This window comes from Streptomyces sp. NBC_00210 (genome assembly GCF_045160975.1).
Classification (GTDB): domain Bacteria; phylum Actinomycetota; class Actinomycetes; order Streptomycetales; family Streptomycetaceae; genus Streptomyces.
The window spans coordinates 4,647,212-4,659,815 of record NZ_CP108120.1 but is presented as its reverse complement, the minus strand read 5'-3'; the positions used below and the strand labels follow the sequence as shown (position 1 = coordinate 4,659,815).

General features: G+C 68.6%; 13 protein-coding genes. 6 read left to right on the top strand and 7 right to left on the bottom strand.

Annotated features, from left to right (window positions below; genetic code table 11):
• Positions 1-7 precede the first annotated feature (7 nt).
• The 3 genes from pstC to pstB are packed head-to-tail and all read left to right on the top strand — an operon-like array spanning position 8 to position 2,880.
• Positions 8-1,006 carry a phosphate ABC transporter permease subunit PstC gene (gene pstC, locus OG729_RS21170; RefSeq protein WP_360878170.1) on the top strand — a complete coding sequence of 333 codons (999 nt, stop codon included), beginning with the start codon at positions 8-10 and terminating at the stop codon, positions 1,004-1,006.
• The gene (pstA, locus tag OG729_RS21165; RefSeq protein WP_360878173.1) at positions 1,003-2,079 is read left to right on the top strand and encodes a phosphate ABC transporter permease PstA; all 1,077 of its coding nucleotides are present in this window, start codon (positions 1,003-1,005) and stop codon (positions 2,077-2,079) included. Before pstC ends, pstA begins: the two co-directional genes overlap by 4 nt.
• A gap of 24 nt (positions 2,080-2,103) precedes the next feature.
• Complete coding sequence (gene pstB, locus OG729_RS21160) at positions 2,104-2,880, top strand: phosphate ABC transporter ATP-binding protein PstB (protein WP_360878176.1); 777 nt, start codon at positions 2,104-2,106, stop codon at positions 2,878-2,880.
• 399 nt (positions 2,881-3,279) lie between these two features.
• Here pstB and OG729_RS21155 read toward each other — a convergent pair whose 3' ends face one another.
• Together OG729_RS21155 and OG729_RS21150 are read right to left on the bottom strand one after the other, a co-directional pair.
• Positions 3,280-4,278 (bottom strand): inorganic phosphate transporter, encoded by a 999-nt coding sequence (locus tag OG729_RS21155; protein WP_360878179.1) that lies wholly within the window; start codon positions 4,276-4,278, stop codon positions 3,280-3,282.
• A 5-nt stretch (positions 4,279-4,283) separates the two neighbouring features.
• On the bottom strand, positions 4,284-4,904 hold the full coding sequence (locus OG729_RS21150) for a DUF47 domain-containing protein (protein WP_307662564.1): 621 nt from the start codon (positions 4,902-4,904) through the stop codon (positions 4,284-4,286).
• Positions 4,905-5,101: 197 nt separating this feature from the next.
• Between OG729_RS21150 and OG729_RS21145 the strand changes: the two genes are divergently transcribed.
• A complete protein-coding gene (locus OG729_RS21145) occupies positions 5,102-5,434 on the top strand; it encodes a metal-sensitive transcriptional regulator (protein ID WP_251017580.1) in 333 nt (110 codons plus the stop codon).
• A gap of 118 nt (positions 5,435-5,552) precedes the next feature.
• Here OG729_RS21145 and OG729_RS21140 read toward each other — a convergent pair whose 3' ends face one another.
• Both OG729_RS21140 and OG729_RS21135 read right to left on the bottom strand, forming a co-directional pair.
• Positions 5,553-5,735, bottom strand: a complete 183-nt coding sequence (locus OG729_RS21140; RefSeq protein WP_360878184.1) for a hypothetical protein — start codon at positions 5,733-5,735, stop codon at positions 5,553-5,555.
• A gap of 75 nt (positions 5,736-5,810) precedes the next feature.
• The gene (locus OG729_RS21135; protein WP_360878187.1) at positions 5,811-6,641 is read right to left on the bottom strand and encodes a hypothetical protein; all 831 of its coding nucleotides are present in this window, start codon (positions 6,639-6,641) and stop codon (positions 5,811-5,813) included.
• A gap of 345 nt (positions 6,642-6,986) precedes the next feature.
• On the opposite strand from OG729_RS21135, the gene OG729_RS21130 reads away from it, so the two are divergent.
• Entirely contained in the window at positions 6,987-8,558 is a 1,572-nt protein-coding gene (locus tag OG729_RS21130; RefSeq protein ID WP_405807656.1) for an FAD-binding oxidoreductase, read from the top strand.
• A gap of 270 nt (positions 8,559-8,828) precedes the next feature.
• Here the strand turns inward: OG729_RS21130 and OG729_RS21125 are convergent, their stop codons facing one another.
• From OG729_RS21125 to OG729_RS21115, 3 genes are all read right to left on the bottom strand, one after another.
• Positions 8,829-9,560, bottom strand: a complete 732-nt coding sequence (locus OG729_RS21125; RefSeq protein WP_405811213.1) for a phosphatase PAP2 family protein — start codon at positions 9,558-9,560, stop codon at positions 8,829-8,831.
• Between the two features lie 288 nt (positions 9,561-9,848).
• Positions 9,849-10,853, bottom strand: a complete 1,005-nt coding sequence (locus OG729_RS21120) for an NlpC/P60 family protein (RefSeq protein WP_405811211.1) — start codon at positions 10,851-10,853, stop codon at positions 9,849-9,851.
• Positions 10,854-10,922: 69 nt separating this feature from the next.
• The gene (locus OG729_RS21115; protein ID WP_405807654.1) at positions 10,923-11,738 is read right to left on the bottom strand and encodes an SAM-dependent methyltransferase; all 816 of its coding nucleotides are present in this window, start codon (positions 11,736-11,738) and stop codon (positions 10,923-10,925) included.
• A gap of 485 nt (positions 11,739-12,223) precedes the next feature.
• Between OG729_RS21115 and OG729_RS21110 the strand changes: the two genes are divergently transcribed.
• The gene (locus OG729_RS21110) at positions 12,224-12,532 is read left to right on the top strand and encodes a hypothetical protein (protein WP_142217964.1); all 309 of its coding nucleotides are present in this window, start codon (positions 12,224-12,226) and stop codon (positions 12,530-12,532) included.
• The last annotated feature ends 72 nt before the right edge of the window (positions 12,533-12,604 follow it).

Here is a 12,604-nt window from a genome sequence, read left to right as displayed (position 1 = left end):
AAAGATCATGGCTTCCACCACACCCATAGACTCCCCTCCTCCAACGCCGGCTCCGCCGTCCGCCAGGAAGAGCACCTCCACGGGTCGCGCAGGCGACAAGGTCTTCATCGGCCTGTCCCGCGGCTCGGGAATCCTGCTCCTGGTGATCATGGCGTCGATCGCCGCGTTCCTCACCTACCGCGCCGCCATCGCCATCTCGAAGGACGAGGGCAACTTCCTCACCACCTTCGACTGGAACCCGGCGGGCAACCCGCCGGTCTTCGGCATCGCGGTCCTCCTCTTCGGCACGGTGATCAGCTCGATCATCGCGATGGTGATCGCCGTTCCGGTCGCCGTCGGCATCGCGCTGTTCATCTCGCACTACGCGCCGCGCAAGCTGGCCGCGCCCATCGCCTACGTCGTGGATCTGCTGGCCGCCGTTCCGTCGATCATCTACGGCATCTGGGGCGCCCTCTTCCTGGTCCCGTACCTCGAAGGTCTCAACCTCTGGCTCGACGAGTTCTTCGGCTGGACGTACATCTTCGAGAAGACCGAGGTCGGCGTCGCCCGCTCGCTGTTCACCGTGGGCATTCTGCTCGCGATCATGATCCTGCCGATCGTGACCAGCGTCAGCCGCGAAGTCTTCCTGCAGGTCCCGCGGATGAACGAGGAGGCAGCCCTCGCCCTCGGCGCCACCCGCTGGGAGGTCATCCGGATGTCGGTCCTCCCGTTCGGCCGCTCGGGCGTGATCTCCGCCTCGATGCTGGGCCTGGGCCGTGCGCTCGGCGAGACGATGGCCGTCGCCACGGTCCTCTCCCCGAGCTTCGTGATCTCTCTGCATCTGCTCAACCCGGGCGGCGGAACGTTCGCCCAGAACATCGCGGCGAAGTTCGACGAGGCCAATGAGCTCGGGCGCAACGCCCTGATCGCCTCCGGCCTGGTCCTGTTCGTCCTGACCCTGCTGGTCAACGGCGCGGCCCGGCTGATCATCGCCCGCCGCAAGGAGTACTCGGGGGCCAACGCATGAGCCAGACAGCCGTCAAGGACAGGCCGACCCCGGCCCCCGCCGCCCGCAAGGGCCCCCTCAGCGCCCGGTCCCTGCCGCGTTGGGCCCCCGTCGCATTCGCGGTCGTCTCGATCGCCCTCGGCTGCAGCATCAGCATCGCGGCCGGCTGGGAGAGCCGCGTTCAGTGGGGCCTCGTCTCGGCCCTGTTCTTCGTGCTCGTCTCGTACGTCGTCACCTCGATCGTCGAGAACAAGCGCCAGGCGAAGGACCGCCTCGCCACCAGCGTCGTGTGGGTCTGCTTCATCCTCGCCGTGATCCCGCTGTTCTCGCTGATCTGGGTGACCGTCAGCCGCGGTGTGAAGGTCCTCAACGGGTACTTCCTCAGCCACTCCATGGCCGGCGTCCCCGGCTTCGAGGCGGGCGGCGGCGTCTACCACGCCATCATCGGCACCCTGGAGCAGGTCGGCCTCGCCACCCTCGTCTCGGTGCCGATCGGTCTGCTGACCGCGGTCTACCTCGTGGAGTACGGCAAGGGCGCGCTCGCCAAGGCCGTCACCTTCTTCGTCGACGTCATGACGGGCATCCCGTCGATCGTCGCCGGTCTCTTCATCCTCTCGATCATGCTGATGTCCCACCTTCAGCCGTCCGGCCTGATGGGCGCGCTGGCGCTGTCGATCCTGATGATCCCGGTCGTGGTCCGCTCCACCGAGGAGATGCTCAAGCTCGTCCCGAACGAGCTGCGCGAAGCCTCGCTGGCCCTCGGTGTACCGAAGTGGCGCACGATCCTGAAGGTGGTCATCCCGACCGCGCTCGGGGGTATCACCACGGGTGTGATGCTCGCGATCGCGCGTATCGCCGGTGAGACCGCGCCGATCATGCTTCTGGTCTTCGGCAGCCAGCTGATCAACACCAACCCGTTCGAAGGCGCCCAGTCCTCGCTCCCCTTCTACATCTGGGAGCAGTACCGGGTCGGCAGCGAGGCGTCGTACGACCGCGCCTGGGCCGCCGCCCTGGTCCTGATCGCCTTCGTCATGCTCCTCAACCTGGTGGCCCGTGGCATAGCCCGCTGGAAAGCCCCCAAGACCGGCCGCTGACGCGGCGATTAGGAAGTGATCCCCATGGCCAAGCGAATCGACGTCAGCGGCCTGACTGCCTACTACAGCTCCCACAAGGCGATCGAGGACATCTCGATGACCGTGGAGCCCCGCTCCGTGACGGCCTTCATCGGCCCGTCCGGCTGCGGCAAGTCCACGTTCCTGCGCACCCTGAACCGTATGCACGAGGTCACGCCCGGCGGCCGCGTCGAGGGCAAGGTGCTGCTGGACGACGAGAACCTGTACGCCTCCAGCGTGGACCCCGTCGCCGTACGCCGTACGGTCGGCATGGTCTTCCAGCGGCCGAACCCGTTCCCGACGATGTCGATCTTCGACAATGTCGCGGCGGGCCTGCGGCTGAACGGCTCGTACAAGAAGAACCAGCTGGCGGACGTCGTCGAGAAGTCCCTCAAGGGCGCGAACCTCTGGAACGAGGTCAAGGACCGCCTGAACAAGCCCGGCTCCAGCCTCTCCGGCGGCCAGCAGCAGCGGCTGTGCATCGCCCGCGCGATCGCGGTCGAGCCGGACGTGCTGCTGATGGACGAGCCGTGCTCGGCCCTGGACCCGATCTCGACGCTCGCGATCGAGGACCTGATCGGGGAGCTGAAGGAGCGCTTCACGATCGTCATCGTGACGCACAACATGCAGCAGGCGGCGCGGGTCTCGGACCGTACGGCGTTCTTCAACCTCTCGGCGGTCGGGCAGCCCGGGAGGCTGATCGAGATCGACGAGACGGAGCGGATCTTTGCGAATCCGTCGGTGCAGGCGACCGAGGACTACATCTCGGGACGCTTCGGATAGTCACCGGCGCCACGAGCGTCCTGCGGTGCTGCATGGCGGTGCCACCGCAAGACGAAGGGCCCGCCCCCTCTCCCAGGGGGCGGGCCCAGCCGTTGCCCCCTACCGGGGCTCCGCCCCGGACCCGCGCCTCAATCGCCGGCGGGGCTGAATGGCCGGCCCGTCCGGGAGGCTTGGGGGCCCCGCCGCAGTCCGGGAAGGTTGGGGAGGAGGTCCCCGCCGCGACGCCGAGGGCAGGGATCCGGGGCGGCCGCAGCTCCGCCGTCGCACGGCCGGGCCAACACTCACAGGGCGCGGTCCGAAAGCCCACAGCCACCGCCGCGAAGCCGACGGGTCGGGTCGAAGCCGCAAATCGATACAGCGAGAAGGGACAGGGGCCGGGGCCGGGGACTCTTCGAGCCGTCAGCCGAAGATCAGGTACACGAGCCCATAGCTCAGCGCAGCGACAATCGCCGCGGCCGGCATCGTGATGAACCACCCCATGACGATGTTCTTCGCAACCCCCCAGCGCACCGCGTTCACCCGCTTCGTCGCGCCCACCCCCATGATCGCGGACGTGATCACATGCGTCGTCGAGATCGGCGCATGGAACAGGAAGGCAGAGCCGAACATGATCGACGCCCCCGTCGTCTCCGCCGCGAACCCCTGCGGCGGATCCAGCTCGATGATCTTGCGGCCGAGCGTCCGCATGATCCGCCACCCACCCGCGTATGTCCCGAGCGACAGCATCAGCGCACATGCGATCTTCACCCATACCGGAATCGCATCGCCCTCGTCCTCCACGCCCGCGATGACGAGCGCCATCACCACGATGCCCATCGTCTTCTGCGCGTCCTGGAGTCCGTGACCGAGCGCCATGCCCGCCGCCGAGACGGTCTGCGCTATCCGAAAACCACGCTTGACCCTGTTCGGACTGGCCTTCCGGAACATCCACAGGATCGCGACCATCACCAGATACCCGCAGATCAGACCCACGACCGGCGAGACGAACATCGGAATGACGACCTTGTCGAGCACCCCGGACCAGATGACCCCTGTGCCGCCCGCGAGCGCCGCGCCGACCATTCCGCCGAACAGCGCGTGAGACGAGGACGACGGCAGTCCGAAGTACCAGGTGACCAGGTTCCACACGATCGCCCCGAGCAGCGCGGCGAAGAGGATGCCCATCCCCTGGTTGCCCGTGGGCGTGTCGATGAGCCCTTCGCTGACGGTCTTCGCTACGCCCTGTCCGAGGAAGGCACCGGCGAGGTTCATCACCGCGGCCATCGCCAGCGCCGCGCGCGGCGTCAGCGCACGCGTGGAGACCGAGGTCGCGATCGCGTTCGCGGAGTCGTGAAAGCCATTGGTGTACGTGAATCCGAGCGCGACACCAATGGTCACGATCAGGGCAAGGGTGTCCACGAGGTTCAGGACTCCTTGACCGCGATGGTCTCCACGGTGTTCGCAACATGCTCGAAGGCGTCGGCCGCCTCCTCCAGCACATCCACGATCTGCTTGAGCTTGAGCACCTCGATGGCGTCGTACTTACCGTTGAAGAGCGTCGCAAGGAGCTTGCGGTGAATCTGGTCGGCCTGGTTCTCCAGGCGGTTGACCTCGATCCAGTACTCGGTCAGGTTGTCCATGGTCCGCAGATGCGGCATGGCCTCCGCGGTCAGCTCCGCGGCCCGGGCCAGGACCTCGATCTGCTGCTCGACCCCCTTGGGGAGCTCCTCGACCTGGTAGAGCACGACCAGGTCGACGGCCTCCTCCATGAAGTCCATGATGTCGTCGAGCGACGACGCGAGTTTGTAGATGTCCTCGCGGTCGAACGGCGTGATGAACGAGGAGTTCAGCTGGTGGAAGATCGCGTGCGTGGCGTCGTCCCCAGCGTGTTCCGCTGCCCGCATCCGCTCCGCGATCTCGGCCCGGCCGGAGGCATCCGCCCCGAGCAATTCCATGAGGAGCTTCGAGCCCGTGACGATGTTGTCCGCGGATGCGGCAAACATGTCGTAGAAGCTCGTCTCCCTGGGGGTCAGACGAAATCGCACGTGGGGTCCTCGGGGTGCTCTGGATTTGGTCAGGCTGATGCTAGGTGCATCATCCGGCCACGGCTAACCGGCGTCCATCAGTGTCGCCCATCGAGCACAGTGATCAGCACGGGGTCCCCATGCCCCGATCCGGCGGGATTCGTTACCATATACCCACGAGGGGTATCCAGGCCCTTTCTGGACAACGGGAGGACGCGATGACGACCACCGAGGCGGCCGGCCCCCCGGTCACGGACCACGACCACGGTGTGCACGGATACCACAAGCAGAAGGACGAACACCTCAAGCGACTGCGCCGGATCGAGGGCCAGATCCGCGGGCTGCAGCGGATGGTCGACGAGGACGTCTACTGCATCGACATACTTACCCAGGTCTCCGCTTCCACGAAGGCGCTGCAGTCCTTCGCCCTTCAGCTCCTCGAGGAGCATCTGCGGCACTGCGTCGCAGACGCAGCGGTGAAGGGCGGCGAAGAGATCGATGCGAAGGTCGAGGAGGCGACGAAGGCGATCGCGCGTCTCCTTCGTACCTGATACGCCCGACACACCTGATACGCCCGACGCAGCTGATACGCCCGACAGCAACCGGTATGTCCAGCAAGCCGGAAGCGCCCATGGGCCGCGGCGACGACCTCCCGGCCGCGCCCCTCATTCATTCCTGCCGGGTCGCGGCGAACCGCTCGGCCGCCACCTTCAGCACCTCGTCGATACGGTCCGGGCTGAGCCGCTCCTCGTCAGCGGCCGACGCCGCAATGATCAACTCGCCACACAGCTCGATCTCGGCGAGGGCCACGTGGTCCTGGACGAGTGTCGTACTGGGCGGTGCCACGTGCAATCACCTCTTCCTGCCGGTCCCGACTTCCTAGCGTAGGGAGTGATGCACAGCGCGCGCATGGCACGTCCGGACCATTTAGGCCCTGATCCTCCCGGCGTAAATGTCCCGTTCCTCCGGCAGACGCACGACAACCGGCGCCCCGAAGTCGTACAGCAGGGTGGTCGAGGTGACGGCGACCGTACCCCTCTCATTGGTGAAACTGAACCGGTGCCGCACCTTGCGCAACCGGCCCTGTTCGTCGAGGTAGGCGTCGAAGGGCACGGTGTCCTTGGCGAACCCTTTCGCCGCTGCCGCCAGTGAGGCGCGGGCATGCGGTTCGGCGGCGCGTGCGGCCTGTGCGATGTCGCTCGTGCCGCGGTAGTGCCGCACCGTCGTCCCGGCGAGCCGCTCGTCCCCGACGTAGGTCACACCCTGTGCGCTGCGCAGCAGTTCGGCGGCGGCGAGCGGATCGGTCGCGCCCCCGGTGACCAGGTTCCCGTCCTCCAGCGTGGTCGTGTCGACCCGTACCCACTTGTCGGCGGGTACGCCCGCGCCCCGGTTCTTCATGTACAGCGCGCCCGGCGCCAGCAGCTCGGTGACCGGACTGTGCTCGTCCGCACCCGCGGGGTCCTTGGGCAGCACGACGACGAGCTGCCCCATCCGCCGCCTGAAGTCGTAGCCGCCCTCGCCCCGGATCGTCACCCGGGTCCCGCCGGTGGCCGTCTCCATGGACGTACGGGCCCTGGAACTCCCGGTCGCGGCAAGTACGTCCGCGGCCCTGCGCACCCGGTCGGCCGCTCCGCCGCCCCACCGGTCGTCGGCGACCGCGCCACCGCCTGCGGAACAGCCGCTGGTCGCCGCCATCCCCAGTACGGCGGCCGCCACGGCGATAGCCCCGCTCCTGCGCCTGTGCTGCTGCACCACCATCGCCTGCCAACCCCCAACACCGGACCGCTGCTTCCAGGAGAGCCCCACCCGTCCCGCATAACGACTGCCTGGGCCCCTCGTCACGCGAGTCGGGCGCCCGCAAGTCCCAGTACCGTGGAGTGGTGCACCCGCAGGCCCCCGCCGGCGACGCGTCGGCCCACCACACCACCACCACCGAACGGGGCTCCTTCGCCATGGCCCGATGCACCTGCGGCTGGCTGGGGCCCGCGCGGCGTTCGCGCGAACGGGCACGTACAGACGCCGCATTGCACACCTCGGCATTCGACTCCGCGCGCTGACGGAACCTCTCGCTCCCCAGAGCCGTCTCGTCCCCCAGGAGGTTCCATGGACCGGCGCGCGCTGCTCACCACCGCTGTAGTTCTGACCGCTGCCGCCTGCACAGGCAAGAAGGACGGCACCGGCACGACAGCGGCCACCACCACGACAACCACGACCACCCGGAGCAAAGGCGGCACCGCTCCCGCCACCGCTTCCGCGGCCGGCTCGGACTGGACCGCGCTCGCACGCGGGCTCGACGGGAAGCTCGTACGGCCCGGGGACGCCGCGTACCCCGCCGCCCGGCAGCTCTACAACACGCGCTTCGACTCGCTGAAGCCCGCGGCCGTCGCGTATGTCGCCGGTAGTGACGACGTCAAGGAGTGCCTGGCCTGGGCCAGGGCCCACCGCACCCCCGTCTCCATCCGCAACGGCGGCCACTCCTATGCCGGTTGGTCGTCGGGCAACGGCCGCCTCGTCATCGATGTGTCGTCCCTCAACCGCATCACGGCGGACGGTTCCATCGGTGCGGGCGCCAAGCTGATCGACGTCTACAACACCCTCGCGCGCAGCGGCCGCACCATACCCGCGGGCTCCTGCCCCTCCGTCGGCGTCTCCGGGCTCACCCTCGGCGGCGGGCACGGCGTCACCTCGCGTGCGTACGGACTGACCTGCGACAGCCTCGTCTCGGCGACCATCGTCACGGCCGACGGCAAGCTGCTGACGGCGAGCGCGAAGGAGAACAAGGACCTCTTCTGGGCGCTGCGCGGCGCCGGCAACGGCAACTTCGGCGTCGTCACCGGGCTCCGGTTCCGTACGCATCCCACGCCCGCGACCGTCACCGCCTATCTCACCTGGCCCTGGTCGAAGGCCGCGGCGGTGCTTGCCGCCTGGCAGCGCTGGGGCCCGGAGCAGCCGGACGAGATCTGGTCGTCGGCGCACCTCGCCGCCGGTCCCGGCGCCACACCCACGCTCTCCGTCGCCGCGTTCTCGCTCGGCAGCGAGGCCGATCTGCGCAACGCCCTCGACCGGCTCGCCGACCGGGCGGGCTCGCCGGCGCGCTCGGTCTCGGTGCGTCGCCGCGGCTACCGCGACGCGATGCTCGGCTACGCGGGCTGCTCCACGTTCAGTGAGGCCCAGTGCCATCTGCCGGGCACCACTCCGGGCCGTACGAAGCAGGGCGCACTGCAGCGCGAGACGTACGCCGCGGCGTCCGACTTCTTCGACCGCGATCTCTCACCGGCGGGGCTGCGCGCACTGATTTCCGGGGTCGAGGCATTTACCCGGATCAAGCCCGGACAGGGCGGAGGCGGCGGCTCCGTCGCGCTGACCGCACTCGGCGGGGCGGTCAACCGCGTGGACGCGCTGGCGACGTCGTTCGTACACCGGCGGTCCAGGATGCTCGCGCAGTACATCGCCGCCTGGCGCCCCGGGACAGCGGGCACGGCCCAGCAGGCCTGGCTGAAAAACACCCATGCGGGGATGCGCCGCTATGCGTCCGGCGCCGCCTACCAGAACTACATAGATCCCACGCTGACCGACTGGCGCAAGGCGTATTACGGCCCGGCGGCGGACCGCCTCACCCGCCTGAAGAACCAGTACGACCCGGACCGGATCTTCACCTTCCCGCAGGCGCTCTAGCGGACGGCCGCCCAAGCGGTGGGGCGTTCCGGCGCCCGGCCGGTGGGCGACTCCGAGCGGTCCGGCGGCCGGACGGGCGCTGCTAGCGGCCGGCCGGCCGGACCAGCCGGTCACGCGGTCGGCCGGTCAGGCGTCCCAACCGGCCACCACGCTGCCTACCGCGGTCAAGCGTTGCGAGCGTCCGGCAGGATCAAACCGCACGCAGCGGGCCGGTCGGGCGCTCCGAGCGGTCCGGCAGCCGAGGGCCGGGCTCCCCGAACCGTCAGGCGATCACGCCGCGAGATCGTTTTCACCGCTCCCGGCGCCCTCGGTCAACGGCTCCGGGATGCCGAGCGTCTCCGGGCGGCCCTCGGGACCGCCCTCCGCCCGCTTCGACCGTACGAGCCACCCGGCCCGCCCCGACCCGGCCACCGCCGACACCAGCGGCGTCAGCAGTGCCAGCGCGAGCGGCGCCAGCAGCAGCGCCACCGCCGTGCCGAGCGCGAAGCCGCCGACCACATCGGTCGGGTAGTGCACGCCCATATAGACCCGGCAGAATCCCTCGGCGAGCGCGAGCCCGATCGCGGCAAGGCCGAACCTGCGGTGGGCGACGAAGAGCGCGGCGCCGATCGCCATCGCGAGCGTCGCGTGGTCGCTGACGAAGGAGTAGTCAGTCTTCCCCGGCACCAGGACCTCGAGGCCCTGGTGCTCGACGAACGGCCGCGGTCTCTCCACGAACCCGCGGATGGGAATGTTGACCAGCAGCGCGATACCCGCGGCCAGCGGCGTCCAGATCAGCCCGGCGACCGCGGCGACCGAGTCCTCGGCAGTGCCGCGCCTGCGCACGCTCCACCAGCACCACAGCACGACCAGGACGAGCGCGAGCATGATTCCGTATTCGCCGACGAACTCCATCGTGCGGTCGAGCCACGACGGGGCGTCCTTGGCGAGGCCATTGATGCCGTAGAGCAGGCTGAGGTCGGGGTCGGACCCTCCCCTCGACTGTGTCAGGGGGGACCCCATCGGCTCCGTCACGGGGAAGCCCACTGCGAGTCCGGCCATCTGCTGCAGCCCCTTGCCTTGTTGCCTGGTGCGACGCCCCTTCCGGATGCCTCGCCTCTACCAACCCCCGTGGTCAGTGCGGTGTCTGCTGCATGGTCAGTGCGGCTGTACCCGTCCAGGGAACGGCCCATTCCCTGTGTACGTTCCACTCTCCACCGAAAGATCACCATGACGTTACCGAAGAGTGATACATCGTCGCAGCTCAGGGCCTTGGCCTTGCGGACAGTTCCGGCCACGTCCAACGCTTCATCAGGCTTCCGGGACGGTCGTCGGCAGCGCTTTCGCGCCATCCTTGGTGACCCTCGTCGCGCCGAAGTAGTCCGGGGTGTCGATCTTGTCGAAACGGATCACCGCCCCGGTGTACGGAGCGTCGATCATGTACCCGCCGCCCACATAGAGCCCGACGTGCCGGATCGCCCGCGAATTGGTGAGGTCGTCCGAGAAGAAGACGAGATCGCCGGGAAGCAGCTCGTCGCGCGACGGGTGCGGACCGGCGTTGTACTGATCGTTCGCGACACGTGGCAGCTCGATGCCCACGGTCTGGTACGCGGCCTGCGTCAGCCCTGAGCAGTCGAAACGTCCGCCCTGCTCGGGCGTGCCGTTGCCGCCCCACAGATACTCGGTGCCGAGCCTCTGCTGCGCGAAGTAGATCGCCCCGGCAGCCTGCCGCGACGGCTCGACCCGCCCGATGGGCCTGGCGAAGCTCTTCTCCAGCGTGCGGATGACCTTGACGTAGTTCTGCGTCTCCCGGTACGGCGGCACGCCCCCGTGCTTGATGACGGCGTAGGCGCCCGCGTTGTACGCGGCGAGCATGTTGTCGGTCTGATCGCCGGGCGCCTTCTTTACGTATCCGGCCAACTCACAGTCGTACGAGGCAGCAGACGGAATCGCATCTGCCGGATCCCATACGTCCTTGTCCCCGTCCTTGTCCCCGTCGATGCCGTGCGTCGCCCAGGTACCGGGGATGAACTGTGCGATGCCCTGGGCAGCGGCGGGGCTCCGCGCCTTCGGGTTCCAGCCGCTCTCCTGGTAGAGCTGGGCGGCGAGCAGCGCCGGGTTGATGGCCGGGCAGAGGTTGCCCCACTTCTGTACGAGCGGCTGATAGAGCGCGGGCACGGCACCCTTGGCGAGCCCGATGGCCCGCCCGCCGGCGCCGTTCGCACCGCCGAAGAGCCCGGCGGCCGCGGAGTAGGTCCCCACGACGAGCAGCGCGACGAAGCTCAGGCACAGCCCCAGCCCGATCCCACTGGCCACCCAGACTTTTCGCACGCCCTCAACCCTCCCCCATCCACGCCGTGTTCCGGCCCGTTTCCACCCGCGCGCCTACGGCTTGCGTCCGACGCCGCCGAACATGGCCACCTCGGCGGGCTCTTCACCGTCGGCGGCCGGCGGCCGCCAGCGGGAACACGACACCAGTCCGGGCTCCAGCATGTCGAGCCCGTCGAAGTACCGGGCGAGCTCCTGCGGGGTGCGCTGGGTGAGCCGGGGCGTGCCGTGCTCGTTCCAGAACGCGACGGCCGCGTCCACATCGGGCATCGCCGGGCTGGTGATCGTGTGGGACAGCACGAGATGACTGCCCGCGGGCAGCGCGTCCATGAGGCGGCGCACGATCCCGTACGACTCCTCGTCGTCCTCGATGAAGATCACCACGCCGAGCAGCATCAGCCCAACCGGCCGGGTGAGATCGAGCGTTCCGGCGGCGCGCTCCAGGATCGTGTCCACATCGCGCAGATCGGCGTCGAGATAATCGGTGCGGCCTTCGGGCGTACTGGTGAGCAGGGCGCGCGCATGCGCGAGCACGAGGGGATCGTTGTCCACGTACACGATCCGAGCGTCGGGCGCGGCGCGCTGGGCGACCTCGTGGGTGTTGTCGGCGCTGGGCAGCCCGGTGCCGATGTCAAGGAACTGCCGGATGCCGACATCGGCGGCCAGATGGTGCACGGACCGCCCCAGGAACAGCCGATCGGCGACCGCGTAGTCGCCGATGCCGGGGTGGAGCCTGCGGATCTGGTCACCGGCTTCGCGGTCGACTTCGTAGTTGTCCTTGCCGCCGGTCCAGTAGTTCCAGATCCGGGCGGTGTGCGGGCGCGAGGTGTCGATCCGGGCGAGTAAGTGCGCGTTGTCGGTCACACGGACCAAGATAACCAACTCCGCCTGGCACGGGTGTTGTTGGAAGCAGCATGCCGGCGCGGCCCGAACTCTCCGCCTGCGGAACCGACCTCCCCCGACCCGCCGTCCCCGTAGACCACAGGAATGGACCGCTTCCGCCACGGGGGACACGCGCATGGCGCCCAACGCGAAAGGGGGGAGCCCGACAGCGGCCCCCGGACGCGGTGGTCCGACGGAGGTGCCCCCCGCATGCCTCCACGCGCCCCAAATGCGCAACAACGACAGTCATTGCCCGGAGTCACCCTCCGTGATACACAGAGTGACCATACGCACTTCTCGCATCGCTCCGATCCCCGCCGCCGCAGGTCAGGGCGGCGCGATCGGTCATACGTGCGGAGATCGGGTAAAGAGACCCCCCAAGGCGGCTTACGCGGTCGGTTTCATCAGCGAAGATAGAGCGACGGCCCATGCCGAGCGGCAGGGCACTGAACAACCCAACAGGGGCGGTGAGTTACATGATCCTGGCAGCCGAAAAGGGCGACATCACCACCATCATCGGCGGAATCGCCCCGAACTGGGGGCCTTTCGGGAGCCTGGGGAACGAGGCGCGGGTGATGATCGAGGTCGTGATGGCGGTTGCCATCCTCCTCTGCCTGGGCATCGCGATCTGGGGCGCGGCCAAACAGCGCATCGGCGCGACGGCACTGCGCGACACCTTCAGCGCGGAGCAGGGCAAGGGCCTGATCGTCGCCGGCCTTACCGGCGTCTTCATCATCGGGTCACTGGGGACCTTGTTCACCATCGTGTACGGGATGGCTGTCTAACCGCCCGTCAGACCCTCCGGGCGTGCCCGGCCCACCCTTCGAGGTTGCGTCTCCCTGATGTCGAGTCACCAC

Bases quoted from the DNA above. Each gene is read 5' to 3' on its own strand.
- pstA (WP_360878173.1), top strand. From the start codon at position 1,003: ATGAGCCAGACAGCCGTCAAGGACAGGCCGACCCCGGCCCCCGCCGCC.
- pstB (WP_360878176.1), top strand. From the start codon at position 2,104: ATGGCCAAGCGAATCGACGTCAGCGGCCTGACTGCCTACTACAGCTCC.
- OG729_RS21135 (WP_360878187.1), bottom strand. From the start codon at position 6,641: ATGGTGGTGCAGCAGCACAGGCGCAGGAGCGGGGCTATCGCCGTGGCG.
- pstC (WP_360878170.1), top strand. From the start codon at position 8: ATGGCTTCCACCACACCCATAGACTCCCCTCCTCCAACGCCGGCTCCG.
- OG729_RS21130 (WP_405807656.1), top strand. From the start codon at position 6,987: ATGGACCGGCGCGCGCTGCTCACCACCGCTGTAGTTCTGACCGCTGCC.
- OG729_RS21110 (WP_142217964.1), top strand. From the start codon at position 12,224: ATGATCCTGGCAGCCGAAAAGGGCGACATCACCACCATCATCGGCGGA.
- OG729_RS21125 (WP_405811213.1), bottom strand. From the start codon at position 9,560: ATGGGGTCCCCCCTGACACAGTCGAGGGGAGGGTCCGACCCCGACCTC.
- OG729_RS21145 (WP_251017580.1), top strand. From the start codon at position 5,102: ATGACGACCACCGAGGCGGCCGGCCCCCCGGTCACGGACCACGACCAC.